Here is a 23273-nt window from a genome sequence, read left to right as displayed (position 1 = left end):
CGCAGGTGGATGCCCCTGTAGGAGCGGGTTCACCCGCGAAGCAGTCGACGCGGTCTACAACTGGTCGAAGTCAAGCACCACCTTGTCGCTCACCGGGTACGTCTGGCACGACAGCACATACCCGGCCGCCACTTCGTAATCTTCGAGGGCATGGTTGCTGTCCATCTCCACTTCGCCCTCGATCACCCGGCACTTGCAGGTGGAGCACACACCGGCCTTGCACGAATAGGGCAGCTCGGCGCCAATGGCGTTGCCGGCGTCCAGCACGTTCTGGGTGTTGCGCGGCAGGTCGAAGCTCAGTGCCCGGCCGTCGCTGATCACGGTGATATGGCTAAGCGCCGAATCCACCTGGCGTGCCGCCTCACGGGCTTCGCGGCGGGCCTCGCTGCCGGCGGCGGCGAACAGCTCGAAGTGAATGCGTTCCTTGGCCATGCCGTTGGCCTGCAGGCTGTCACGCACGGTCTCGGTCATCGCCTGCGGGCCGCAGATGAATGCCGCGTCCAGGCCGGCAACGTCCAGCCAGCGCGAGAACAGCTGGCCGCATTTGTCGGCGTCGATGCGGCCGTTGTACAGGTCGACATCCTGCTGTTCGCGGCTGAACACGAAAATCAGGTTCAAGCGGTCGAGGTAACGGTTTTTCAGGTCTTCGAGCTTGTCGCGGAACAGCGCCCCCGAACTGGAGCGGTTGCCGTACAGCAAGGTGAAACGGCTGTGCGGCTCGCTGGCCAGCGTCGTGGCGATGATCGACAGTATCGGGGTGATGCCGCTGCCGGCGGCCACCCCCAGATAGTGGCCCTGGCGAGCAGGGTCCAGTGGCACGAAGAAGCTACCCGAGGGCGGCATCACTTCCAGCTGCTGGCCGGCCTTGAGCACTTCATTGGCGAACGCCGAGAAGCGCCCGCCCGGCACGCGCTTGACGGCCACGCGCAGTTCGCCGTCCTGTACGGCGCTGCAGATGGAGTAGGACCGGCGGACTTCCTCGTTGTCCAGCTGGGTACGCATGACCAGGTACTGGCCCTGAGTGAAGCGGAACTGGTCCTGCAGGTGCTCGGGCACATCGAAGGCAATCGATACCGCATCACGGGTCTCATTGCGCACTTGCTTGATGGTCAGGCTGTGAAACTGGCTCATGGTGGTCTCCACGGCTCAAATGCATTTGAAATAGTCGAATGGCTCCAGGCACTCGCGGCAGCGGTACAGCGCCTTGCAGGCCGTGGAGCCGAACTGGCTGAGCAATTCGGTATGCGCGCTGCCACATTGCGGGCAGCACACCTGGGGCGCTTCGCCGAGCAGGCTGCGCTTGCTGGCGCTGCCTTGCGGCGGCGCAATGCCATAAGCGCGCAGGCGCTCGCGGCCCAGTTCGCTGATCCAGTCGGTGCTCCAGGCCGGGGTCAGCCGGCGCTCTAGATCTGGCGCGGTGAAACCGGCCTGTTCCAGCGCCTGGCGGATATCCTCTTCGATGACTTCGGTGGCCGGGCAGCCAGAGTAGGTCGGGGTGACCACCAGGTGCAGGTGCCCGGCGCGCCAAGCGACATCGCGCACGATCCCCAGGTCGACCACGCTGACCACCGGCACTTCAGGGTCCATGACCTGGCCCAGAACGGCCCAGGCGCGAGCCAGGTCGTCGCCTTGCTGTGCCCGTGCGCCGCGGTCGCCGGCAATCAGTTCACCAGGTTGCATCGGGGTAGGCCCTTGGCAGGAACTGCATTTCGGCCAGCAGCAGGCCCAGATGCTCGCTGTGCAGGCCTTTGCGGCCATCCAGGTAGAAGTGGCTGGCGGCCTTGGGCAGCGGCAGTTCGACCGAAGCAAACGTCGCCGTGACCTGCTTGAGCCAGGTGGCGCCGACGGTAGCGGGATCGGCGCCGATACCGCATTCGGCCAGACGAACTTCGTTGTCGCTGCCCGCGGTGAGTTCGACGGTGAAGCGCCACAGTGCCGGGATAGCGGCGAGCATGCGCTGGCGGCTGGCATCGGTACCACCGCCCAGACGTTGTACCCACTCGCTGGACCGGCGCAGGTGGTAGGTGACCTCCTTCAGGGCCTTGGCGGCAATACCGGCTATTTGCGCGTCGCTGGACTCGACCAGCCCCTGCAGCACGGCGAAGTGCCACGCGTCGTAAAGGAACTGCTTGGTCATGGTCACGGCAAAATCACCATTGGGTTGCTCGACCAGCAGCAGGTTGCGGTAGGCGCGCTCGTCACGGCGGAACGCCAGGGCATCGGCATCTCGGCCATCGTCGAGCAGCTCGGCGGCATACTCCAGCCAGTTGCGGGCCTGGCCGACCAGATCGAGGCCGACGTTCATCAGGGCCAGCTCTTCCTCGAGGGCCGGGGCACGGCCACACCACTCACAGAGGCGCTGGCCCTGGACCAGGGCGCTGTCGCCGAGCAACAGCAGATAGGGGATAAGGGCTTCTTTATGCATGGCCCACCTCACATGTGTCCGACTTCGTCGGGCAGCTCGTAGAAGCTGGCATGGCGATAGACCTTGTCGTCCGAGGGGGCGAACAGCGGGTCTTTCTCGTCGGGGGAGGAGGCGGTGATCAGCGCCGAAGGTACCACCCACAGGCTCACACCTTCGCTACGGCGGGTATAGAGCTCGCGGGCGTTCTCGATGGCCATGGCGGCATCGGCGGCGTGCACGCTGCCGACGTGCTTGTGGTTAAGGCCGTGCTTGCTGCGCACGAACACTTCGTAGAGGGTCCAGACAGACATTTTCGCTCTCCGCATCAATCGCCGCTCAGGCGGCGTTCTTGTTCTGTTGCTTGCGCGCATAGGCCACGGCGGCCTCGCGTACCCAAGCGCCGTCCTCGATGGCCTTGCGCCGGGTGGCGACACGTTCCAGGTTGCACGGGCCATTGCCCTTGATCACTTCATAGAACTCGTCCCACTGGATTTGGCCAAAGTCGTAGTGGCCGCGCTCGGCGTTCCACTTCAGCTCAGGGTCAGGCGCAGTGCAGCCAAGCAGTTCCAGCTGCGGCACGGTCTGGTCGATGAAGCGCTGGCGCAGTTCGTCGTTGGTCTGGCGCTTGATCTTCCAGGCCATCGACTGGGCGCTGTTGGGCGAGTGTTCATCGCTCGGGCCGAACATCATCAGTGCCGGCCACCACAGACGGTTGATGGCGTCCTGAACCATCTCGCGCTGGGCTTGGGTGCCCTGGCGCATCATGGTCAGGAGCATTTCGTAGCCCTGGCGCTGGTGGAAGCTCTCTTCCTTGCAGATACGGATCATCGCGCGGGAGTAGGGGCCGTAAGAGGTGCGCTGCAGTACCACCTGGTTGACGATGGCGGCGCCATCCACCAGCCAGCCCACAGCGCCCATGTCGGCCCAGCTGAGGGTGGGGTAGTTGAAGATGCTCGAGTACTTGGCCTTGCCGCTGTGCAGCTTGTCGATCTCTTCGTCGCGGTCAGCCCCCAGGGTTTCCATGGCGCTGTACAGGTACAGGCCGTGGCCGGCTTCGTCCTGAATCTTGGCCATCAGCTGCAGTTTGCGCTTGAGGCTGGGGGCACGGGTAACCCAGTTGCCTTCGGGCAGCATGCCGACGATTTCAGAGTGGGCGTGCTGGGAGATCTGCCGGATGAGGGTGTGGCGGTAGGCCTCGGGCATCCAGTTCTTGGCTTCGATCTTGATTTCGGCGTCGATCTTTTCCTGGAAGTTGCGTTCCTCGGGGGACATTTCTTCCAGCGACTTGACGCGCTTGACTCCGGTTTCCACTAGCTGTGCGTACATGTGCTGCGACTCCTGCTAAGGCATGAGTCATTTGTAAGCGATACAAAACATAACGTCAAACACATTTATGTGTATCAGGTAATATTTCTGTATCACATTGCTGACCAAGGGGCGGTTGCAGCCCACTCTCGGCGCAAGGCTGCGCCTGCATCAGCGCGTGGCCGTGGGGATTCAGGCAAAAAAAAGCCCCGGACAATGCCGGGGCCGAAATGGCAGCCGAATGGGTTAGCTGGCCAACCGTTTGTCGAACACATGACACGCCTTGCCCTCGGAGCGCTTGAGCGTGCCGCAGGGCTGTAGGTGCACCTGGGTGCTGATACCGATGTAGGTCTTGATCTGTTTGGACAACTCCCCGACAACCAGCTTGCGCTGGCCTTCGTCAAGGTGCTGGCACTCTGCGCGCAGTTCCACATGCACCTGGACACTGTCCAAGTTTCCATTGCGATACAAATGTATCTCATAAAGTTCTGAAAGCTGTTTTATTTTCAATACCTGCTCCTCGATCTGGGTCGGGAACACATTGACGCCGCGTATGATCAGCATGTCGTCACTGCGGCCGGTGATCTTGCCGATCCGCCGCATTGGCCGAGCGGTGCCGGGCAGCAGTCGGGTCAGGTCGCGGGTGCGGTAGCGCACCATCGGCAATGCCTCTTTGCTCAGCGAGGTGAATACCAGCTCGCCCAGTTGGCCATCCGGCAGCACCTCACCGGTAGCAGGGTCGATGATCTCGGGATAGAAGTGGTCCTCCCAGATGGTTGGGCCGTCCTTGGTCTCGATGCACTCCATTGCCACCCCGGGCCCCATGATTTCCGAAAGGCCGTAGATATCGAGGGCATTGATGCCCAGACGCTGCTCTATCGAGCGGCGCAGCTCGTCGGTCCACGGCTCGGCACCGAAAATACCCAGCCGCAGCTTGAGGTGGTGGGGGTCGATGCCCTGGCGCTCGATCTCGTCAGCGAGGTTGAGCATGTAGGATGGGGTGACCATGATGATGTCGGGCTGAAAGTCGCGAATCAGCTGCACCTGCTTTTCGGTCTGGCCACCGGACATCGGGATCACGGTGCAGCCCAGGCGTTCGGCGCCGTAGTGCGCGCCGAGCCCGCCGGTGAACAGCCCGTAGCCGTAGGACACATGCACCTTGTCACCTTTGCGCCCGCCGGCCGCACGAATCGAACGGGCAACCACATTGGCCCAGGTGTCGATATCGTTCTGGGTGTAGCCGACCACCGTCGGCTTGCCGGTGGTGCCACTGGAGGCATGCAGGCGCACCACGTCTTCCTGGGGCACGGCAAACATGCCGTAGGGGTAGTTGTCACGCAGGTCGTTCTTGCCGGTGAAGGGGAATTTCGCCAGGTCTTCCAGGCACGTGAGGTCTTCGGGGTGGGCGCCGCATTCGGCAAAGCGCTGGCGGTACAGCGGCACATTGTCGTAGGCGTGCTTCAGGCTCCAACGCAGACGCTCCAGCTGGTGCTGGCGCAGGGCATCCACGCTGGCGGTTTCCATCGGGTCCAGCAGGGCACGATCGGCATCATGGTACATGTTCATGGCTTCACTCGAATTGTTCTTGTACGCCGCGCGCCAGCGGTTGCAGGCCACGCGGTGAGTGTCATGGAGGCAGCATATACGGCTGCGTTCAGTTCGGTAACAAGCGCAGGGCCTGAACCGCTCAGAGGCGCTCGATGATCATGGCGATGCCTTGGCCTACACCGATGCACATGGTGCACAGGGCGTAGCGACCGGCCGTTTCTTCAAGCTCGTGCAAGGCCGTGGTTACCAATCGAGCACCGCTCATGCCCAGTGGGTGGCCCAGGGCGATGGCGCCTCCGTTGCGGTTGACTCGCGGGTCGTCGTCGGCCAGGCCCAGCTCGCGCAACACGGCCAGCCCTTGGGCGGCGAAGGCTTCATTGAGTTCGATGACATCCATGTCAGCCAGTGCCAGGCCGGTGAGCGCCAGCACCTTGCGGGTCGCAGGCACCGGACCGATGCCCATCAGCCTGGGCTCAACCCCGGCCACGGCCATGCCGACGATGCGGCCGCGCGCCTTCAGGCCATGGCGGCGGGCCGCGGCACTGTTGGCCAGCAGCAGGGCGCAAGCGCCGTCATTCACGCCGGAGGCATTACCCGCCGTTACGCTGCCGCCTTCACGAAACGGCGTGCCGAGCCGAGCCAGCTGCTCCAGGGTTGTGTCGCCGCGCGGGTGCTCGTCATGCTCGACCACTTTGGCGGGGCCTTTGCGTTGCGCGATTTCGACGGGCACGATTTCCCGCGCCAGGCGGCCACGGGCCTGAGCGGCTGCGGCCTTGTGCTGGCTGCGCAGGGCAAAGGCATCCTGGTCAGCGCGCGAGATGCCGAACTGCTCGGCCACGTTTTCGGCGGTTTCCGGCATCGAATCGATGCCGTAGGCGGCCTTCATCAGCGGGTTGACGAAGCGCCAGCCGATCGTGGTGTCGAACAGCTCGGCCGCACGACCGAATGCCTGGTCTGCCTTACCCATCACAAACGGCGCGCGCGACATGGATTCCACACCACCGGCCAGCATGAGCCCCGCTTCACCACAGCGCAGCGCACGTGCCGCATTGCCGATGGCATCCAGGCCGGAACCGCACAGGCGGTTGATCGTGGTCCCTGGTACTTCCAGTGGCAGCCCCGCCAGCAGGCTCGCCATGTGAGCCACGTTGCGGTTGTCTTCCCCGGCCTGGTTGGCGCAGCCGAAGATGACGTCATCAATGGCTTTCCAGTCCAATTCGGGGTGGCGCTGGATCAAGGCTTTGAGCGGGATGGCCGCCAGGTCGTCGGCGCGTACAGTGCTCAGGGCCCCGGCATATCGGCCAATGGGGGTGCGCACGGCATCGATGATCAGGGCATCGGCGTGGGTCGGTTCATTCATCTTGCGTCTCCTGCGCCAGCACGGTGCCGCGCACTTTGTAGGATTTGCCATGGAACATCGCCACCAGCTCACCGCGCTGGTTGTCGATGCGCACGTCGTACAGGCCGGTGCGGCCTTTGCGGCTGACTTCGCTGGCGTGAGCGGTGAGCACGTCATCGCGCAGTGCCGGGGCCAGGTAGTCGATGCTGCACCCCAGCGCCACTGTGGCCTGGTCGTAGCTGTTACAGGCGAAGGCGAACGCCGAATCGGCCAACGCGAACAGAAAGCCCCCATGACAGGTGCCATGCCCCTGGATCATGTCGGCACGCACCGGCATGCGCAGGCTGGCCCTCCCCGGGCCGGCATCCAGCAGGCTGATGCCCAGGCCCTGTGTGGCCTGGTCGCGGGCGTACATGGCGTCGGCACAGGCTTGTGCCAGTTGCGCTTCAGTCATACAGGGTGCCTCCTTTGGCTTCGCAGCGGCGTAAGAGCAGGGAAGGGCGATAGCGGCTTTCACCGTAGCTGCGCTGCAGGTTGTCGAGCACGGCCAGGGTGTGAGCAAGGCCAATGTCTGCGGCCCAGGCCAACGGGCCGCGGGGGTAATTGACGCCGGCGCGCATGGCCAGGTCGATATCGGCAGCGCTGCCGACGCCCTGCAGCACCGCATCGGCGGCCTCGTTGGCGAGCATTGCCACAGTGCGCAGTACCACCAGGCCGGGAAGGTCGGCGATGCCGGTCACTTTCAGGCCGGCACGTTGCAGCAGGGCTACAGCCTGGTCGCGGGCGCTGTCCGTGGTATCGGCAGACCAGCTGATGGCAAGGCGCTTGGCGCTGCTGTAGTCCAGCGCCAGGTCGAGCAGCACAAGGTTGCGCAAGCCGTCTTCGCGGGCGCGCTGGCTGGCCAGGCGGCCATCGGACAGGGCCAGGGTGGCATCGCCCACCTGAATCAAGCCACTACCGGCGCGCTGGGTCACAGCAATGCCGCTTTGGCGCAGACGCTCGACCAACGGTTGCATCACCCCCAGGTTGCCCTCGACCACGCAGGCCTCTGCACCGGCGCTGCTATGCAATTCGGCCGGCTGCGGGCGCTCGACGCCTTCGGTGTAGCGATAGAAGCCTTGGCCGGTCTTGCGACCCAGGCGACCGGCGTCCACCAGTTCCTTCTGCACCAGCGAAGGCTGAAAGCGGAAATCGCCATAGAAAGCATCGAATACTGAGCACGTGACAGCGTAATTGACGTCATGGCCAATCAGGTCGGTCAGCTCGAACGCCCCCATGCGGAAGCCGCCAGCATCACGCATCAGCGCATCCAGGCTGACGCAATCGGCGGCACCTTCCTGCATCAGGCGCAGGCTTTCGGCGTAGAACGGCCGCGCTACCCGGTTGACGATGAAACCCGGTGTTGAGCGCGCATGGACCGGCTGCTTGCCCCAGGCCTGGGCAGTGGCATGGATGCGTGCGGCCACTGCCGGGTCGGTTGCCAGGCCCGACACCACCTCGACCAGCGCCATCAGCGGTGCCGGGTTGAAGAAGTGCATGCCGACCACGTGCTGCGGGCGTTCAAGGCCTGCCGCGAGGCTGGTGATGGACAGTGACGAAGTGTTGCTGGCAAGGATACAGTCGGCTGCGCACAGGGTTTCGAGCTGGCTGAACAACGCTTGCTTCACCTGCAGGTTTTCGACAATGGCTTCAATCACCAGGCCGGCATCTGCCAAGGCTTCGAGCGTATCGACCGGGCACAGACGAGCATTGATCGCTTCGCGTTCAGCAGGCAGCAACTTTCCTTTTTCCACCAGCCGGGCCAGTTGGCGATCGATACCCTGGGCTGCCTGGGCGGCAGCACCCAGGCGGTTATCGTAAAGCTTTACAGGGTGGCCGGCCTGGGCCGCGACCTGGGCGATACCGGCGCCCATCGCGCCGGCACCAATCACCGCCACCTGCACATTGCTTGCGAGTGCGTCCATGTTCAGCGCCCCTTGAAGGCTGGCGTACGTTTGTTCATGAAAGCGCTCACGCCTTCGCGGTAGTCCTCGCTGCGCCCGGCCAAGCGCTGCAGGTCGCGCTCCAGTTCCAGTTGCTCCTCAAAGCCGTTGTCGAAACTGGCATTGAGGCTGCGCTTGATCAGCGCCAGGCCGTAGGTGGGCTGGGCGGCGAGGTGGCGGGCGAGGGTGAGGGCTTCGTCACGCAGCGCGGCATCATCCACCACGCGGTGGATCAACCCCCATTGCGCGGCCTGTTCGGCGCCAAGGCGCTCGCCCAGCATGGCCAGCGCCTTGGCCCGGGCCATGCCGACCAAGCGCGGCAGCAGCCAGGTACCGCCGGAGTCCGGCACCAGGCCGATCTTGCAGAAGGCCTGGATGAAACTGGCCGAGCGGGCGGCCAGCACCAGGTCGCAGGCCAAGGGAATGTTGGCACCGGCACCGGCAGCCACGCCGTTGACCGCACAGATCACCGGCAAAGGCAGGTCGCGCAGGGTGCGTACCAGCGGGTTGTAGAACTTGTCGATCGATTGGCCCAGGTCTGGCATCTCGGCGCCTGGGGCGACGTTGCGGTCGGACAGGTCCTGCCCGGCGCAGAAGCCGCGGCCTTCAGCCGTCAGCAGCAGCACCCGCGCTTCACTGCTCTGGCGCACTTGCCTGAGCGCTTCGCGCACCTCCAGGTGCATGGCCGTATTGAAGCTGTTCAGCTGCTCGGGGCGGTTCAATGAAAGGAAGGCAACGCCGTCCTCGATGGAAAACAGGATGTGCTGGAAAGTCATGACAGACTCGCTCCGTCGGTCGAGAGAATGATGATCAGCGCCCCTGGAAACGTGCCTGGCGCTTTTCCTGGAAGGCGCGGATGCCTTCATCGCGGTCGGCGGTGCCAGCCAGCAGGGTGAAGGCATGGCGCTCGAAGCGCAGGCCGCTGGCCAGGTCGGTATCACCGGCCTTCAGTAACGCCTCCTTGGCCAGACGCACGGCCAGCGGAGCTTTGGCGGCAATGCTGCGGGCAACCTGCATGGCGCGTTCTACGGTGAGTTCGGGCTGGGTGATTTCGCTGACCAGGCCGGCCTGCTGGGCCCGGTGGGCGGTGATGGCTTCCCCCGTCAGGACCATCTGCATGGCCAACGGCTTACCGACGGCACGCGACAGGCGCTGGGTGCCGCCAGCACCGGGGATGATGCCAAGGTTGATTTCCGGCTGGCCGAAACGGGCGTCGGTGCCGGCGATGACGATGTCGGCGCACATTGCCAGTTCGCAGCCGCCACCCAGGGCATAGCCGTTGACTGCGGCAATCAGCGGCTTGGCGAATGCGGCGATGCTTTGCCAATACGCGACGCGCGGGTCGTTGAGGATGCCGACCAGGTCGCGATCAGCCATCTCGCGGATGTCGGCGCCTGCGGCGAATGCCTTGGCACTGCCGGTAATCACTGTGGCTCGGACATGCTCGTCTTCCCCGGCGGCCTGCAGCGCAGCAGCCAGTTCCGCCAGTAGCTCGGTGCACAGGGCGTTCAAGGCCTCGGGCCGTTGCAGGGTAATGAGCTGAACGCCGTGTTCGGGCGCCTGCACATCGATATATCGCGGCATGTCGGGTTCCTCTGGCTGCACGCACGGCACATCGCGTGGCCGGCATTTTTTGGAATTGTTTGCAGGGGCGTAATGCGGGATCACGACCAGGTGAGATCAGTATATGCTCCATGTGATACATCAATGCAATATCTGAAATACTTTTACGTATCTCTTTGTTGGTCTTCAGCGAACACGCTCCATGAGCAGTGGAGACAGATAAAACGTTTTAGCTAGGCGTTTTAGCGGGTTTAATCCTGGTTTTCGCTTGGCAATATCAAAGCAATACACGCGATACACGTTTGACGACCGAATAGCTTCTGATACAAGATCGATGGAAATTTCAATCATTTCAGGAGTGATGCCATGCCTTGCTATCGACTGGACGGCCTGACGCCCGTGGTTCACCCGACGGCCTACGTGCACCCCAGCGCAGTCCTGATCGGCGACGTCATCGTTGGACCCCGCTGCTACATCGGCCCATTGGCATCGCTCAGGGGCGATTTCGGCCGCATCGTGCTGGAAGAGGGCGCCAACTTGCAGGACACCTGCGTGATGCATGGTTTTCCGGGGGGCGACACCGTCGTAGAACGTAACGGGCACGTCGGCCATGGCGCCGTGCTGCACGGCTGTCGTGTGGGCGAAGATGCTTTGATCGGCATGAACGCCGTGATCATGGATGGCGCCCATGTAGCACCACGTTGCATTGTCGCGGCCACTGCCTTCGTCAAGGCAGGCTTCGAATGTGCCGAACAGAACCTGGTGATGGGGTCGCCGGCCCAGGTCAAACGCCCACTGAGCGATCAGGAACTGGCCTGGAAACAGCGCGGGACGGCGGAGTACCAGCACCTGGCGCAGCGCTGCATGAACAGCATGGTCGAATGCCCGCCGCTGGCGGAAGCAGAGCCGGGACGCCCGCGCATGGAAGACACCGGGGTCAGGCCCAAGGGCCAGGCGAGCGCATGAGCCTGCCAGCGACACGCAATGGCCAGGCGGCCCACCGCACAGGTATAGTCGGTGCTTTATCCGCGCACAGTTCGCCCATGAGCAATCTCGCCCCACTGAACCACTTGATCACCCGCTTTCAGGAGCAGACGCCCATCCGCGCCAGTTCCCTGATCATCACGTTGTACGGCGATGCCATCGAGCCGCACGGCGGTACAGTCTGGCTCGGTAGCCTGATCAACCTGCTGGAGCCGATCGGCATCAATGAACGGCTGATCCGCACGTCGATCTTTCGCCTGACCAAAGAAGGTTGGCTCACTGCGGAAAAGGTGGGTCGACGCAGTTATTACAGCCTGACAGGCACTGGCCGTCGGCGTTTCGAAAAAGCCTTCAAGCGCGTCTATAGCCCCAGCCAGCCAGCCTGGGACGGGGCCTGGACGCTGGTGTTGCTGTCGCAACTGGAGGCGGGTAAACGCAAGGCCGTGCGTGAAGAGCTGGAGTGGCAGGGGTTTGGTGTCATGGCGCCGAACCTGCTGGGTTGCCCACGGGCAGACCGTGCCGACCTGGTGGCCACGCTGCGTGATCTTGAGGCCAGCGACGACAGTATCGTCTTCGAAACCCACACCCAAGAGGTACTCGCGTCCAAGGCCATGCGCGCACAGGTGCGGGAAAGCTGGCGTATCGACGAACTGGGGCAGCAATACAGCGAGTTTATCCAGCTGTTCAGGCCTCTGTGGCAAGGTTTGAAAGAGCAGCCGTCGCTGGATGCTCAAGATTGCTTCCTGGCACGTACGCTGCTGATTCACGAATACCGCCGCCTGCTGCTGCGCGACCCGCAACTACCCGACGAACTGCTGCCAGGCGACTGGGAGGGAAGGGCTGCGCGGCAGTTGTGCCGCAACCTCTACCGACTGGTGTTTGCCAAAGCCGAAGAGTGGCTGAACGCAGCGCTGGAGACAGCAGATGGCCCATTGCCGGATGTGAGCGAGAGTTTCTACAAGCGTTTTGGCGGTTTGGCGTGAGGGGAGTGCTCGCTTCACAGTGCCGTGGCCAACCTTCACGGCGTTGAGCAGGGCGCCGTCATTGGGCCCTTGACCTCGCTTTCACCGCCACCTTGTTCCAGCGCCATGAGTGCAGGCATATCGAGAATTTCTACCAACCTGCCGTGCAGGTCGACGATACCCAGCGCGCGCAGGCGGGCGACGGATCGGCACACGGTTTCCAGGCGTAACCCCAGGTACGAAGCCATGTCTTCACGAGACATCCGCAACATGAAGCCATGGGCAGAGTAACCGCGGCTGACGAAGCGCCTGGAGAGCCCCACCAGGAAGCTGGCCAGCCGCTGTTCTGCTGTGAGGTTGCACAGCATCAGCACGCGCCCGTGCTCACGCACGATCTCCCGGCTCATCAAGCGATTCAGGCTTTGCTGAAGGTCCGGAAACTCGCGCGCCAGGGTTTGCAAGCGACAATAGGGGACGGGGCAGACTTCGCTGTCCTCCAGGGCAATGGCGTCACAGACATGGTGCTCTGTGGCAATGGCATCGAGGCCCAGTACATCGCCCGGCATCCAGAAGTTGATCACCACGCCTTGCCCCTCGACGGTGTTCAGGCTGGTCTTGAAACTGCCGCAGCGTACGGCATAGAGCTTGGTCAGCGGATCGTTGGCATTGAACAGCGCGGCGCCCTTGCGAACGCGCATCCGTGGGCCTATCAACGCGCCCAGGCACCTGTTGTCGTCAACCGGCAGGCCGGTGGGGAGGCATAGTCCGCTTACCCGGCAATTCAAGCAGTGGTTCACCATCGGTTTCAGGTGAATAGGGTTTGCCTTGTACGACTCGTTGGGCGAGTCGAGCAGTGTGACCTTAAGCTGGCCAGGCATCTTCAGGCCTCCTTCGCACTTCGGCGGCCGCTTTGGGCCCCGCCATGACGCACATCTGGGTACAGGGTGCGCCAGCGAAGTCCTGAGGTATTGATCCGCATCAAGTTCTTGCGCCATGGGTAATGCCATCGGTCGGCAGGGGCCTCCAGTTGATAAACATCAAGTTCGCAAGACGTAGGTGGCAGATGCTTTACCTACGTATCGCAACCTCAGAGGTGTGCCATGGAAACTGCGCAAAGACTGCTGCTGATCGCCTCCCCCCTGATGCGCCGAACCCCGGTCTATGACCGGGCTGCTGCGCTGGCCAAGGCCAAGGGGATGGCGCTGCACATCGTGGCTTTCGACTACGTGGAAGGGCTTGCCACGGCGGGCCTGGTGAATGACCAGGCGCTGGCAGCCATGCGCGAGGGTTACGTGCAGCAGCACCGTGAATGGCTGGAAACCCAGGCGTTGCCGATGCGGCGCAACGGTGTCATCGTCACCACCGAGGTGGTGTGGGTGCAGCAGCCCTTGGATGAGATCCTGATTCACTTGCGTGAGCAGCCGTTTGCCATGCTGATCAAAGAACTCGAGCAGGAGCCTTGGTGGATGCGCGCAATGTTCACCTCGCTGGATATCCAGTTGCTGCGCGAAACGCGAATACCCTTGCACTTGGTACACAAGGCCAGCCATGCGTTGCCACGCAGGATTCTGGCGGCGGTGGACCTGTCCAGGCCTGAGGATCAGTTTGAAGGTTTCAACGACCAGATCATCAGCGAAGCGCTGAAGCTGACATTGCAGTGCAATGCTCAGATCGAGTTGCTTTACGCCTACGACCTGGGTTCCATGTACCTGGATGCTGGCGGCAGCCGGGAACATTCGTTCCTGTTCGATTCGAACCAGGCCAAGACCTTGCTCGACGCTCAGAGCGCTGCCTTTCAGGAACTTGCCGACCGCAACGGGATCGCCGTCGAACAGCGCCATATGCGCATAGGCGACCCGGCAAAGGCGCTGGCGATATTCATGGATAACAATGATATCGACGTGCTGGTCATGGGCAGTTATCACCACCATGGCATCGGCTGGTTCATTGGCAGTACTGCTGAGCGCGTTCTGCATCGGTTGTCCAGCAGTGTGCTGGTGATTTCTCCAGAGCGCTCCAAAGGCTGAAGCACAAGGCTCGCAAGGGCCCTGTCTTTTCAAGGCCGCAGGTCAAGTTCGTGCAGGATCTCACTCACATCCCCGCCAGGGTATCTTGAGGTGAAGCCCAGTGCCTTGACCAGCCGGTGCATGCCATAGTTGCTGGCCAGATCCCTGGAGACCATGCACTGAAAGCCATTGCGTCGTGCGGCTGCGATCAGGTGTTGCATCAGGCGCTTGCCCAACCCCTTGCGCTGCCAGTCTTCGCTGACCGCCACTGCACATTCGCAACGTTCACTGCCAGGTATGCTTGCATAGCGGCTGACGCCGATTTGTTGCAATTGACCGTCTACATGAACCAAGGCGACATAGGCCATGCGCTGGTGATAGTCCACGGGCATGTCCTGCGTGTCCAAGCTAGGCAAGCCGCCGCTGAGTCCGGCAATGAAACGAAAACGCCGTGTTTCATAAGCGATTGTGCTCAGAAAACGCGTGTCCCGTTCGCGGTCTTCCTCGCGCAGAGGGCGGATCAGCACCGCCGAACCGTCCTCAAGGTTTTCGACCCAATGTTCGCAGGTTTGTGGCTGTGCTGTTTGCTGCCCGTTCATGACGCCTCCCGTTGCTTGATCAGTGCCTGGTGCAGCCGTTTTAACGTGGCCGGCTGGTTCGGTTCTGACAATCATCAAGTTCAGCCTGGGTAGCGGTTTTCTGATCTGCATCAAGCAGCAGCGATCCTGCGCGCGGAATATCGTCAGCATCACATCCACTGACGCAAGCGCAGAGGTTCACCATGGGGCAATATCGACAGTTGCTGGTGCTGCTGGCCGAGGTAGATCCGCATTCCGCCGCTTTGCGCAGAGCCCTTGCCTTTGCGCATGTCAGCGGCGCCAGCGTGCATGTGCTGGGCTTGTTCGAGCCAAGCGAGGAGCACCTTCTGCGCGAAGAGCGGCTGAACGAGGCCGATATCAAGCGCCAGTACGAGCACTATCGCGTTCAGTTGACGGGATTGCTCGAGCGGCATCGAGGCAGCGGTATAACGCTGACGGTCGATAGCCTGAATGCGGAGGATATCCGCCGCCAGGCGATCGACTACATCAGTGAACTGCAGCCAGATATGGTCATCAAGGACAGCGAAGCCGCGTCGGCCCTGGTGCGCATGTTCGACACCCCACTGGACTGTGCGCTGATGCGAGGCGTCAAATGCGTCAGCCATTTCGTGCCGGCGGCGGCCATCTCATTGCCGCGGCGGGTGCTGGTCGCAGTGGACACTGCGTTCAGCGAGACGCCTGCCGTCCAGGCGTGCTTCAATCGTGGACTGGTTCGTGCTGCCCAGGCGCTGGCGTTGCAGTGTGACGCGCATCTGCATTTGCTATCGGCGTACAACCTGGCAGGGGTATTTGCCTCGGACATGAATATCACCCAGGCGTGGTTCGACGAGATGCGCGAGGCACTGCAGGAGCCGTTCGAAGCGCTGGCCGATGCCGAAGGCGTCGCGCCTGACCGCCGACATTTTATGGAAGGCGGCCCGGTACAGGTGATCCGTGAACAGGTCGCGGCCCTGGACATCGACGTGGTGGTGATGGGCGTGGTACAGCCCAAAGGCCTGGACAAACTGTTGGGTGACACCACCGAGCGTATCGTCAGCCGCCCACCGTGCAGCGTGCTCGCGGTTCACCCCCAAATAGCCGAAAGTTGGGAGCCCTGGCCATGCAACTGACTTTTCTTGGCGGCACCGGCACCGTGACTATGCGGACCGCCAGCATCCCCCCGAGTCGACCGAGCAGTACCTGGCCAAGGTCATCACATCGACCCTGTGCGCTAGCCAGGCCCGGGTGGTATTCATGAACGCCCGTGTTCGCCCCCCGATGCAGGCGGTAAGCGGCCTGAAGGTACTCACAGCCGAACCTTAGACCCAGCACGCGCCGATTATTTGGTTTTCCAATACTTCTGCATTTCCAGGAAGAGGAACGACGCGGTCCAGGTGATCAGCACGAGGCCGGTCAATGCCTGCAGGCCAGTCAGGTATTTGAGGTGCCCGCTAGGGGTGATGTCGCCGAAACCGATGGTGGTATAGGTGGTGAAGGAAAAGTACACGCAGTCGAGGAAACTCCCGTCGAAATTGCCACTGAGCGTGCCCCAGCCGTCGGCATGGGCCATCAGGTAATACACCAAGGCAAAGCACCAGACCTCAAGGGCATGGGCCAGCAGTGCGCCGAACACGCCTGCCACGATGCGAAACCGGCTCCAGAGCTTGAGACGGGGGAGCCAGTCATTCAGGCGCAGCAAGCATTCGTAGTGAATGATCACCACCAGGATCACGACCAGCATGTTGATCAGCGTGACGGTGAGCATCGCAGGCACTCTTGCCCTGATTGGCGGTTCATTTCAAGTTGTCGACCAACGTATGGATAGTAGTTCATTGAAAATCGATGTAGTGGTGGTAGGCGCTGTACAGACCAGGCATTGGACTGTTCGCCGTGGCGAACGGGCGCATCGCAGGCATCAGCGGTTTGCTCGGCCCTGTGCTGCAAAGTGGCGGGGAAGGGCGGGGCGAAAAAGTGTGCTTTTTGTTGGGACTTATTGCCGCGCCACTCGCAGCAACCCTCAGGGCAGGGCTTAAATATTGCGTATTCGACTATTTGTCAGAATATAATGAACTGATTGGCCCGTCCGGGTGCTTATTACCGATCATTCGTGTGAGCACAGGATGAGTTTTTGCGGCTGATCCGCTTACAGCAAAACCATGCAATCGACAATCAGCGTCTTTGAAGAGCCATTGCTCTAATTCATTCTCCCGATGATGTAGCCAGCTCCCTGAAACAGCCGAGCGCGGAGGCAGTACTGCCACGGGGTGAGCTGGTGTTTTTACGATAATGGGCATATTGGGAAAGTCGATACGCGTAAGCGTACCAGCCAAGGTTGCCGCAATGGCACGTGCCGCAATCAATGTAGGACGTACAAACGGCAGCAGGCGACCATCAGCATATTGAGCGCAGTCGCCTAGGGCGAAAATGCCTGGGATGCAGGTCTGACCGTAGCCATCGACAAGAATCCCTTGTCTTGTCGCTATTCCTGAACGCTTGGCTAAAGTTAAGCGGGGGCGAAGCCCTACAGCCGAGATAACAGCATCAACTTCAATAACGACGTGGTCGAGGAGGGTGACTGAATAGCGTAAACCCGCTTTTTCAATGTGTTGTACCTTATTTTTGAGCTTCCACCGGACACCCGCAGCCTTGAGTGACTCCTCAAGTGCCTTTCCTATCGCTTTAGGTGCCAAGCTAGCAAGAGGGTATTCGTTTGGATCTACCACGGTGGGGGTAATACCGCCGTGAAGTAGATCATTTGCAAACTCGCAGCCAATGAGACCGGCGCCGACGATAAGAACGGACGTTGCGTTATTCAACTTAGATCGCAAGCGTGAATAGTCGGTTATGTCGTTGACTGACATAACTTCCTCAGCAGCTGTGCCGGTTACGGGGCACGCTACTGGATCTGCGCCGACTGCTAATACTAATTCGCCGTATGTAAGGGTGCGATTCGTCGTTCGGATCTGTTTGATTAAAGGATCAATTGCGATTACTTCATCATCGGTAATCAGTTGCGCGTTGAGCTTGATAGCCATTTCGGATGCGGTTGCCTTGATCAACTGCTGCGCGGTCTGTCGTTGTGCAATGGCCGCAGACAGCATCGGCTTTGCATACTGACTACCATCATCTTTAGAGATGATTACGATAGCTCGGCTTGGATCAAGCTTACGATATTCAGAGGCTACGCTATACCCGGCTAACCCTGTACCTACGATTATGATCGGCTCCACTTAACGTCTCTCTTCGATCAGTTGCATTTCAAAATCTGATTTCCCGCACTGGCATTCCGGGCAAAACCAGTCATCTGGGACGTCTGCCCATCGCGTACCTGGCGCAATTCCTTCATTAGGTAAACCTAACGATTCGTCATAAATAAAACCACAGACAAGACATACCCAGGCACTCATTCGCCGTCTCCTAACGCAAGGTGAGAGCTGCCGTCGTGCATGACGGCAGCCGTTTTAACTAGTAATATTCATTGCCCAGTAGCATATCTTCGAAGAAAGCGCCAAAGCGTTTCTTAGGATCACAAATGTGGATTTCAAGAATCCACCGCATTTCAGAAGGGCTCAATTCGAAATCTGCCAGCGAACCAGTATGAATTGTTGCATGAGGGAAGTCAGATACCCGATGCCCTGGAAGATCAAAGTTAAGCTCCCACCCCATTGCTTTAGCGGTACTGTCTGCAAACGCATACAAGGCTTGACCCGTCAGCTTGTTACGTATCCATACATCGCGGCATTCATGGAACAAGGCTTCCGCGTCTCGGGCGCAGCGCGCGTACTCCGCATGCTGTCCAACAACAAACGTAGCTCCACCGTCACCTTCCCACTGCTCTACACGCGGAGCCAAATCGATGAAGAAAATATCGTTCTCTTGCAAAATGACACCGGGAGTCGATGCAACCTTCATCGGTTTCATCGTATTGCTTCCGAATCGGACGCGGGTTGGGTGCCAGCTCAGCTCCAATCCTGATTCAACCAGTACACGCTTGGCCATTTCAACTGCGTCTTCCTCGACCATTCCAGGCTCTACGCGTTGAGAGATAGCTGCAATGACCTGACGGGTTTTTTCACGTGCTAACAACATACCATCAACGGAAAAGGCTGGGCCGACCCGCTCAGCAACTGCTGCGGAGAGTAATGTCATTTGATCCTCACTTGGCTATGGACGCAATCGAGAACTGCGTTTGGGAGCCCTATTATCAAGCGCCAGAGGTCGTTCACCCAGAGGCATTAAGTTAGAAACTCGGACAAAGAACGTCGATTTTCTGCCTGGTTTCGGTGTCCGCTTAGGTAGCAGTTTGGAGGAGTCGGTAAATGCCTAGAAAATCTGCCAATCAGCATTGATTTAGGGACATATCCAGTTAGCTGCCTGTCATGGAAGATCTGGTTGGCTATACTGCCCGCGTGAGTTTCTATGGGGACTGTTAAAAATGGCTAGAACGGTCGCGCTCGTGATTTTCGCCGGGGCTCAGGCGCTTGACATCACGGGGCCAATGGACGTGTTTGCTGAGGCAAACCGATTTCTTCTGCTTGAACAACAATACCAGCTCGAAGTGATCGGGATCGATCACGGGCTAATGAGATGTTCAAATGGTCTGTCGATCAAAGCAGATCGACATTATTCTGAAGTCACGGAGGGATTCGACTTGCTCCTCTGCGTCGGTGGCCCAAGCCTGCCTCAAATGGATCTTCCGGCGGAATTTTACACTTGGCTCATTGAAATCTCAAAAAAATGCAAGAAATATGGCTCGATATGTAATGGCGCGTTTATGCTAGCGCATGCAGGCCTGCTGGATGGTAGAAAGGCCACAACGCATTGGAACGACGCGAGCGCACTGAAGAAGTTATGTCCTACGGCCGAAATCGATCCTGATCTGCTTTATGTTGAAGACAATGAACTGGTTACGTCTGCAGGTGTCACTGCAGGGATTGATCTTTCTCTTTTTCTACTATCAAACGATAATGGCGCCGAAGTCTCACTCAATGTGGCAAAAAGACTTGTTGTGTTCAAGCAAAGATCAGGGGGGCAGTCGCAATTCAGTCCTTTCTTAACCTTGCACGCCGAGCCGACTTCGCCGATCGCCATCGTGCAACAACACGTGTTACATAATATGCGAGCCCGTTTGACCGTTGATGAGCTTGCGAAATTGGTTAATATGAGCCCGCGACACTTTTCTAGGGTGTTCATGCAAGAAGTCCAAGTGACACCTGCAGAGTTTGTAGAACGCGCAAGGGTCGACGCTGCCAGGATGGCTTTGGAATGCAACCAGCTTCCCTTGAAAACCATTGCGTATGAATGTGGATTTCATAGTTCGCATCACATGCGGTGTGTATTTGTAAAGCGGATGGGCGTATCTCCTCAACAGTTTCGAAAGAACTTCGGTAGCAAAAAGTAACATGACGATATAACGGCAGTGGGCGGGGGTTGTCGCACCAGACCCAAAGCGGCCCTGCACAGGAGGGCTACCGAGAGCTTGAAAGGGCATTCTTGATGCGTGTTAGCGGTTATGCCACCCGTTGAACGGCTGCCTCGACGTTTATAGGGAATGGGAGGTAACTGCGTATCCGACTAATCGATATCGAGTAAGCGCAGCAGAGCACTTGACGGGCTTGTCAAAGAGGGATTTTTCGATGTCGAGAGTGTCGCGCGTCTGTTCGAAAGGGCGCCGACCATCAAGACAGTTAAAGTAACTACACTAAATATTCATTTAGTGTAGCTATAACATAGAGGAATTAAAAACCAGGGGAGTGGTCTTGGGAGTCCATGGAATATCCACCCAAAGCTACCCATTTCCCATGTCACTCACGATCAAGCCAGCTCGTTCAACCCGATCATCAACAATGTCGGATATCAGAGCGAACGATGACTTGTCGTCCCACTCACCATACTGGCTTAGAATCTTCCGGTAGGCTTCATCCAAACGTTCGAAATAGGGCAAAAACCAATGGTCGCGGAGCGTTTCCATAGTTTTTTCTCGTCCTCGCAGCTCAGGCCACAGCCCGCCAGATTGCCTAGGTGATAGGCTGCGAACCATTCATGACCCAGGATATGAATTGCGTGCGATCGGCCTTCAGGATCGTCGTCAATTAATGGCTAGATGTGGTTGACGTTCAGCACGATGTGCGAATTAAGCTCATCTTGCCGGATGACCCACGGAGTCATCGCAACGCCCACGACGTGAGAATTTGTTGCGGTGAGCTTGTGAGACGTTTCATAGCCGCGATCCAGCTCATGCAACGCCTGGCCGTAGTTGATAGCGACGGTCACGCCATCCAAGGCGATCATGTCAAATTTTTTGCCAAGTTCTCGAATGACTTCGCCAACAAGGGTAGCCAGGTTCTGGCTGAATCTTCGTCAGAGAATCCCCGGGCGTTAATGGAGAAGTTTTTGGGCATCCGCGAAGCGAAATTCACAGGGTTTTCGGGAGACGGTCCTGCGGTTTATCCACGGTGACTTTTCTCTGAGGGTGATGTGAGCGGCAAGGCTATTGTCGATGCTGGCTGGTCGTCGTGTCGTGACACCGAAATTGAGAGTGAGTCTGCTTCAAATCTGCCCACCCACCCACCCGGTTCCTTTATACAGAGTTGCGCATAATGCATATTATGTTAAATTGTGTATTTGCAGTGCACTTCTCCGCTAGGCAGCAACTCCAGATCTCAATCATCAGCGCCGCCCGCTGCCGTCAGTGTTTGATGAGCTCCTCGGCAATCGCTAACAGCTGGCCACCGACCCTGTCCTTCAAGACTTCAATGAACCGGATGATCTTGGCATCGATGAACTGGCGCGACGAGTACACCGCGTATACGTTCCGCTCCTCGGTGAAGTAATCGGGTAGCACACGCACCAGCTTTCCCGAGCGCAAGTCGTCAATAGCAGCGAACCCGGCCAATAATCCGATACCCGCATGGCTGCTGACTGCGACAGACATGGCCTCCATATCATTCACACTGAAGCCTGGCCCGCCAGGGATGAATGTTGCATCGCCCAGTCGACTTTTGAGCTGCCACTCATCCCGAGCGTAATCGACGGTACCCAGCAACAGGCATTGATGATCAACCAGATCCGCAGGTGTCTCGGGTGCTCCATGGTTCGCTAGGTAATCTGGCGATGCCACCAACACGCAGTGGCTGACTCCTATTTTCTGGCTCACATAGCTGGAGTCTGGCAGCCCCCTGGCGATCTGAATTAACACGTCCAGCTGGTCTTCAAGCAGGTTTGGCATGCGCTGAGAAATCATCAAGTCGACCGTTACCTCTTCAAATGCCTTGCGGTACTCCAGTGCGGCCTCAGTTACAAGGTGTCGAGCAAGCCCGGGCACACATCGCTACGTGTGACAGACATTGCCCGCCTAGCAGCGGGCTTTCTTTGCCTGCAATCCCCAGCGACTGATTGTGGCGATTTTAAGGGTGCTGGCGGCCTGCGCTATCCCTTTGAGCCATTCTGCTCGGAGACGGTGCGCAACTCACTAATTTCCGCTTCTGCGCTTGCGAGCTTCTGAATCAAATCACCTTCCCTGCGCTGTGCCGCGGCGTGTTCTGAGCGAGCTTCGCTGGCTTCCTTGGTCCTGGCTTCGAGCTGGAGAGCCAGTAGCTCTTTGGCCCCTTCCGCGCGAGCTGTCGCTGCGTTGGCGATACCTAGGTCGCCCCTCAGATGTTCGATAGTATCGCGATGCTGGTTAGCTTCCTTGGCATGCTGGCGGTTTTCAGCAATCAATCGTTCGTTGTCGCGGATTAGTCGCGTGGCTTCTTCCTGCTTGACCATGAGCGTCTGCTGAAGGACTGTCACCTCTTGCTGCATCTGGTAGATCTGAGATTCATGACGGTTCAGATCTTGGTCGCGCTGCTCCTTCACCGCAGCGCGGTAGTGCTCAAGCGCTTCCCTCGCATGCGCGTGCTTCTCCTCCAAGGACTGGATTTGTGCGTCCTTCTCCTGAACACGAACCTCCAGGTCGCTGCAGCTCTGGCTGAGCCGGGCATTTCGAGTGATCTCGGTTTGAAGACCGGACTGAACAGTCTTTAACTCTTCGTCCTGAGCTTGCAGCGCTGACTGCAGCTTGGCGACCAAAAATTGTGACTGCTCCAGGTTACTCTGAAGTGTACTGCATTCAGCTTTCATCGCTTTGCGTTCAAGCTCAAATGCGGCTCGCTCATGCGCCAATGCTGCGTTTCCCTCCTCCAGCAAGCGCTCTAGCATCTTGCTCACCAATTCGGTGAGTTCATCACTCAAGCGCGAAGGCGCTGCTGATGGGCGAGGATCGTAAGACTCGATCTCCTTCAAATAGCGCTGAATGGTCGTCTTTGAGCCGGTATTTCCGAGTTCAATGCGGATTGCGTCAATGCTAGGGTTTTGCCCTCTGGAAAGCAGCGCTTCGCGAGCTTTACGCACCAATGCCAGGTTAATGCCGCCTCTAGCCATTTCAGCTCCTACGATTTCGTACTGTTTTACGTTACATGTAATAACGTGTTATTTAATCATAGTCGGGCTCAGGAAATTCGAAAATTTCTGGCAAGACATAATCGAGGTTTATCGCTTGTCAGCTCTGTGGCCAAGGGTAAAATGCCCTGAAAGGCGGTACAAATGGCCAAGGCGAGCCATC

25 protein-coding genes and 1 pseudogene are annotated in these 23273 nt (G+C 59.4%); 6 read left to right on the top strand and 20 right to left on the bottom strand.

Features of this window, described 5'->3' with window-relative positions; translation table 11 throughout:
• Window positions 1-54 precede the first annotated feature (54 nt).
• The 11 genes from paaE to paaF all read right to left on the bottom strand — a co-directional run bounded on the left by paaE (window position 55) and on the right by paaF (window position 10162).
• Complete coding sequence (paaE, locus tag LVS58_RS11890) at window positions 55-1131, bottom strand: 1,2-phenylacetyl-CoA epoxidase subunit PaaE (RefSeq protein ID WP_233691229.1); 1077 nt, start codon at window positions 1129-1131, stop codon at window positions 55-57.
• A gap of 15 nt (window positions 1132-1146) precedes the next feature.
• Window positions 1147-1680 carry a 1,2-phenylacetyl-CoA epoxidase subunit PaaD gene (paaD, locus tag LVS58_RS11885; RefSeq protein WP_233691228.1) on the bottom strand — a complete coding sequence of 178 codons (534 nt, stop codon included), beginning with the start codon at window positions 1678-1680 and terminating at the stop codon, window positions 1147-1149.
• On the bottom strand, window positions 1667-2425 hold the full coding sequence (gene paaC, locus LVS58_RS11880) for a 1,2-phenylacetyl-CoA epoxidase subunit PaaC (RefSeq protein ID WP_233691227.1): 759 nt from the start codon (window positions 2423-2425) through the stop codon (window positions 1667-1669). The genes paaD and paaC overlap by 14 nt, the downstream gene beginning before the upstream one ends.
• Window positions 2426-2433: 8 nt before the next feature.
• Window positions 2434-2715, bottom strand: coding sequence for a 1,2-phenylacetyl-CoA epoxidase subunit PaaB (paaB, locus tag LVS58_RS11875; RefSeq protein WP_004374528.1), 282 nt, complete (start codon window positions 2713-2715; stop codon window positions 2434-2436).
• Between the two features lie 25 nt (window positions 2716-2740).
• Window positions 2741-3730 (bottom strand): 1,2-phenylacetyl-CoA epoxidase subunit PaaA, encoded by a 990-nt coding sequence (gene paaA / locus LVS58_RS11870; RefSeq protein WP_233691226.1) that lies wholly within the window; start codon window positions 3728-3730, stop codon window positions 2741-2743.
• Between the two features lie 225 nt (window positions 3731-3955).
• Complete coding sequence (paaK, locus tag LVS58_RS11865; protein WP_233691225.1) at window positions 3956-5275, bottom strand: phenylacetate--CoA ligase PaaK; 1320 nt, start codon at window positions 5273-5275, stop codon at window positions 3956-3958.
• Window positions 5276-5396: 121 nt separating this feature from the next.
• Window positions 5397-6617, bottom strand: a complete 1221-nt coding sequence (gene pcaF, locus LVS58_RS11860) for a 3-oxoadipyl-CoA thiolase (RefSeq protein ID WP_233691224.1) — start codon at window positions 6615-6617, stop codon at window positions 5397-5399.
• A complete protein-coding gene (gene paaI, locus LVS58_RS11855) occupies window positions 6610-7050 on the bottom strand; it encodes a hydroxyphenylacetyl-CoA thioesterase PaaI (protein WP_233691223.1) in 441 nt (146 codons plus the stop codon). The genes pcaF and paaI overlap by 8 nt, the downstream gene beginning before the upstream one ends.
• Window positions 7043-8560: a 3-hydroxyacyl-CoA dehydrogenase PaaH gene (paaH, locus tag LVS58_RS11850; RefSeq protein ID WP_233691222.1), complete on the bottom strand. Its 1518-nt coding sequence runs from the start codon at window positions 8558-8560 to the stop codon at window positions 7043-7045. Before paaH ends, paaI begins: the two co-directional genes overlap by 8 nt.
• A 2-nt stretch (window positions 8561-8562) precedes the next feature.
• The gene (gene paaG / locus LVS58_RS11845; RefSeq protein ID WP_233691221.1) at window positions 8563-9354 is read right to left on the bottom strand and encodes a 2-(1,2-epoxy-1,2-dihydrophenyl)acetyl-CoA isomerase PaaG; all 792 of its coding nucleotides are present in this window, start codon (window positions 9352-9354) and stop codon (window positions 8563-8565) included.
• Between the two features lie 34 nt (window positions 9355-9388).
• The gene (gene paaF / locus LVS58_RS11840; protein WP_233691220.1) at window positions 9389-10162 is read right to left on the bottom strand and encodes a 2,3-dehydroadipyl-CoA hydratase PaaF; all 774 of its coding nucleotides are present in this window, start codon (window positions 10160-10162) and stop codon (window positions 9389-9391) included.
• 345 nt (window positions 10163-10507) lie between these two features.
• Here paaF and paaY point away from each other — a divergent pair, with 345 nt between their 5' ends.
• Window positions 10508-11107: a phenylacetic acid degradation protein PaaY gene (gene paaY / locus LVS58_RS11835; protein ID WP_233691219.1), complete on the top strand. Its 600-nt coding sequence runs from the start codon at window positions 10508-10510 to the stop codon at window positions 11105-11107.
• 77 nt (window positions 11108-11184) lie between these two features.
• A complete protein-coding gene (gene paaX, locus LVS58_RS11830) occupies window positions 11185-12108 on the top strand; it encodes a phenylacetic acid degradation operon negative regulatory protein PaaX (protein WP_233691218.1) in 924 nt (307 codons plus the stop codon).
• Between the two features lie 35 nt (window positions 12109-12143).
• Here paaX and LVS58_RS11825 read toward each other — a convergent pair whose 3' ends face one another.
• Window positions 12144-12965 carry a helix-turn-helix domain-containing protein gene (locus LVS58_RS11825; protein WP_233691217.1) on the bottom strand — a complete coding sequence of 274 codons (822 nt, stop codon included), beginning with the start codon at window positions 12963-12965 and terminating at the stop codon, window positions 12144-12146.
• 222 nt (window positions 12966-13187) lie between these two features.
• Here LVS58_RS11825 and LVS58_RS11820 point away from each other — a divergent pair, with 222 nt between their 5' ends.
• Window positions 13188-14114: a universal stress protein gene (locus LVS58_RS11820; RefSeq protein WP_233691216.1), complete on the top strand. Its 927-nt coding sequence runs from the start codon at window positions 13188-13190 to the stop codon at window positions 14112-14114.
• Between the two features lie 29 nt (window positions 14115-14143).
• On the opposite strand, the gene LVS58_RS11815 is transcribed toward LVS58_RS11820, so the two are convergent.
• Window positions 14144-14692: a GNAT family N-acetyltransferase gene (locus LVS58_RS11815; RefSeq protein ID WP_233691452.1), complete on the bottom strand. Its 549-nt coding sequence runs from the start codon at window positions 14690-14692 to the stop codon at window positions 14144-14146.
• Between the two features lie 182 nt (window positions 14693-14874).
• Here LVS58_RS11815 and LVS58_RS11810 point away from each other — a divergent pair, with 182 nt between their 5' ends.
• Entirely contained in the window at window positions 14875-15801 is a 927-nt protein-coding gene (locus LVS58_RS11810) for a universal stress protein (protein WP_233691215.1), read from the top strand.
• A 209-nt stretch (window positions 15802-16010) separates the two neighbouring features.
• On the opposite strand, the gene LVS58_RS11805 is transcribed toward LVS58_RS11810, so the two are convergent.
• Complete coding sequence (locus tag LVS58_RS11805) at window positions 16011-16436, bottom strand: potassium channel family protein (RefSeq protein ID WP_233691214.1); 426 nt, start codon at window positions 16434-16436, stop codon at window positions 16011-16013.
• 95 nt (window positions 16437-16531) lie between these two features.
• On the opposite strand from LVS58_RS11805, the pseudogene LVS58_RS11800 reads away from it, so the two are divergent.
• A pseudogene (locus tag LVS58_RS11800) lies at window positions 16532-16678 on the top strand (YeeE/YedE family protein); the annotation flags it as partial.
• A 41-nt stretch (window positions 16679-16719) separates the two neighbouring features.
• Here LVS58_RS11800 and LVS58_RS11795 read toward each other — a convergent pair.
• Genes LVS58_RS11795 through LVS58_RS11785 form a run of 3 tightly spaced genes read right to left on the bottom strand, consistent with a single transcriptional unit; the run spans window position 16720 to window position 18820 of the window.
• The gene (locus tag LVS58_RS11795; protein WP_233691213.1) at window positions 16720-17901 is read right to left on the bottom strand and encodes an FAD-dependent oxidoreductase; all 1182 of its coding nucleotides are present in this window, start codon (window positions 17899-17901) and stop codon (window positions 16720-16722) included.
• Window positions 17902-18078 (bottom strand): rubredoxin, encoded by a 177-nt coding sequence (locus LVS58_RS11790; protein WP_233691212.1) that lies wholly within the window; start codon window positions 18076-18078, stop codon window positions 17902-17904. It lies immediately after the preceding gene.
• 58 nt (window positions 18079-18136) lie between these two features.
• Window positions 18137-18820 (bottom strand): M24 family metallopeptidase, encoded by a 684-nt coding sequence (locus tag LVS58_RS11785; protein WP_233691211.1) that lies wholly within the window; start codon window positions 18818-18820, stop codon window positions 18137-18139.
• Between the two features lie 286 nt (window positions 18821-19106).
• Between LVS58_RS11785 and LVS58_RS11780 the strand changes: the two genes are divergently transcribed.
• The gene (locus tag LVS58_RS11780; protein WP_233691210.1) at window positions 19107-20072 is read left to right on the top strand and encodes a GlxA family transcriptional regulator; all 966 of its coding nucleotides are present in this window, start codon (window positions 19107-19109) and stop codon (window positions 20070-20072) included.
• A gap of 698 nt (window positions 20073-20770) precedes the next feature.
• Here the strand turns inward: LVS58_RS11780 and LVS58_RS11775 are convergent.
• From LVS58_RS11775 to LVS58_RS11765, 3 genes are all read right to left on the bottom strand, one after another.
• Window positions 20771-20962, bottom strand: coding sequence for a hypothetical protein (locus LVS58_RS11775; RefSeq protein ID WP_233691209.1), 192 nt, complete (start codon window positions 20960-20962; stop codon window positions 20771-20773).
• A 397-nt stretch (window positions 20963-21359) separates the two neighbouring features.
• On the bottom strand, window positions 21360-21995 hold the full coding sequence (locus LVS58_RS11770; protein WP_233691208.1) for a substrate binding domain-containing protein: 636 nt from the start codon (window positions 21993-21995) through the stop codon (window positions 21360-21362).
• Window positions 21996-22099: 104 nt separating this feature from the next.
• A complete protein-coding gene (locus tag LVS58_RS11765) occupies window positions 22100-23092 on the bottom strand; it encodes a DNA-binding protein (protein ID WP_233691207.1) in 993 nt (330 codons plus the stop codon).
• Window positions 23093-23273 lie beyond the last annotated feature (181 nt).

This window comes from Pseudomonas sp. JR33AA (genome assembly GCF_021378985.1).
GTDB classification, from domain to species: domain Bacteria; phylum Pseudomonadota; class Gammaproteobacteria; order Pseudomonadales; family Pseudomonadaceae; genus Aquipseudomonas; species Aquipseudomonas alloputida.
This window is presented reverse-complemented; position numbering and strand designations above follow the sequence as displayed.

Bases quoted from the DNA above. Each gene is read 5' to 3' on its own strand.
- paaE (WP_233691229.1), bottom strand. From the start codon at position 1,131: ATGAGCCAGTTTCACAGCCTGACCATCAAGCAAGTGCGCAATGAGACC.
- paaD (WP_233691228.1), bottom strand. From the start codon at position 1,680: ATGCAACCTGGTGAACTGATTGCCGGCGACCGCGGCGCACGGGCACAG.
- paaC (WP_233691227.1), bottom strand. From the start codon at position 2,425: ATGCATAAAGAAGCCCTTATCCCCTATCTGCTGTTGCTCGGCGACAGC.
- paaB (WP_004374528.1), bottom strand. From the start codon at position 2,715: ATGTCTGTCTGGACCCTCTACGAAGTGTTCGTGCGCAGCAAGCACGGC.
- paaA (WP_233691226.1), bottom strand. From the start codon at position 3,730: ATGTACGCACAGCTAGTGGAAACCGGAGTCAAGCGCGTCAAGTCGCTG.
- paaK (WP_233691225.1), bottom strand. From the start codon at position 5,275: ATGAACATGTACCATGATGCCGATCGTGCCCTGCTGGACCCGATGGAA.
- pcaF (WP_233691224.1), bottom strand. From the start codon at position 6,617: ATGAATGAACCGACCCACGCCGATGCCCTGATCATCGATGCCGTGCGC.
- paaI (WP_233691223.1), bottom strand. From the start codon at position 7,050: ATGACTGAAGCGCAACTGGCACAAGCCTGTGCCGACGCCATGTACGCC.
- paaH (WP_233691222.1), bottom strand. From the start codon at position 8,560: ATGGACGCACTCGCAAGCAATGTGCAGGTGGCGGTGATTGGTGCCGGC.
- paaG (WP_233691221.1), bottom strand. From the start codon at position 9,354: ATGACTTTCCAGCACATCCTGTTTTCCATCGAGGACGGCGTTGCCTTC.
- paaF (WP_233691220.1), bottom strand. From the start codon at position 10,162: ATGCCGCGATATATCGATGTGCAGGCGCCCGAACACGGCGTTCAGCTC.
- paaY (WP_233691219.1), top strand. From the start codon at position 10,508: ATGCCTTGCTATCGACTGGACGGCCTGACGCCCGTGGTTCACCCGACG.
- paaX (WP_233691218.1), top strand. From the start codon at position 11,185: ATGAGCAATCTCGCCCCACTGAACCACTTGATCACCCGCTTTCAGGAG.
- LVS58_RS11825 (WP_233691217.1), bottom strand. From the start codon at position 12,965: ATGCCTGGCCAGCTTAAGGTCACACTGCTCGACTCGCCCAACGAGTCG.
- LVS58_RS11820 (WP_233691216.1), top strand. From the start codon at position 13,188: ATGGAAACTGCGCAAAGACTGCTGCTGATCGCCTCCCCCCTGATGCGC.
- LVS58_RS11815 (WP_233691452.1), bottom strand. From the start codon at position 14,692: ATGAACGGGCAGCAAACAGCACAGCCACAAACCTGCGAACATTGGGTC.
- LVS58_RS11810 (WP_233691215.1), top strand. From the start codon at position 14,875: ATGGGGCAATATCGACAGTTGCTGGTGCTGCTGGCCGAGGTAGATCCG.
- LVS58_RS11805 (WP_233691214.1), bottom strand. From the start codon at position 16,436: ATGCTCACCGTCACGCTGATCAACATGCTGGTCGTGATCCTGGTGGTG.
- LVS58_RS11790 (WP_233691212.1), bottom strand. From the start codon at position 18,078: ATGAGTGCCTGGGTATGTCTTGTCTGTGGTTTTATTTATGACGAATCG.
- LVS58_RS11785 (WP_233691211.1), bottom strand. From the start codon at position 18,820: ATGACATTACTCTCCGCAGCAGTTGCTGAGCGGGTCGGCCCAGCCTTT.
- LVS58_RS11780 (WP_233691210.1), top strand. From the start codon at position 19,107: ATGGCTAGAACGGTCGCGCTCGTGATTTTCGCCGGGGCTCAGGCGCTT.
- LVS58_RS11775 (WP_233691209.1), bottom strand. From the start codon at position 20,962: ATGATCGCCTTGGATGGCGTGACCGTCGCTATCAACTACGGCCAGGCG.
- LVS58_RS11765 (WP_233691207.1), bottom strand. From the start codon at position 23,092: ATGGCTAGAGGCGGCATTAACCTGGCATTGGTGCGTAAAGCTCGCGAA.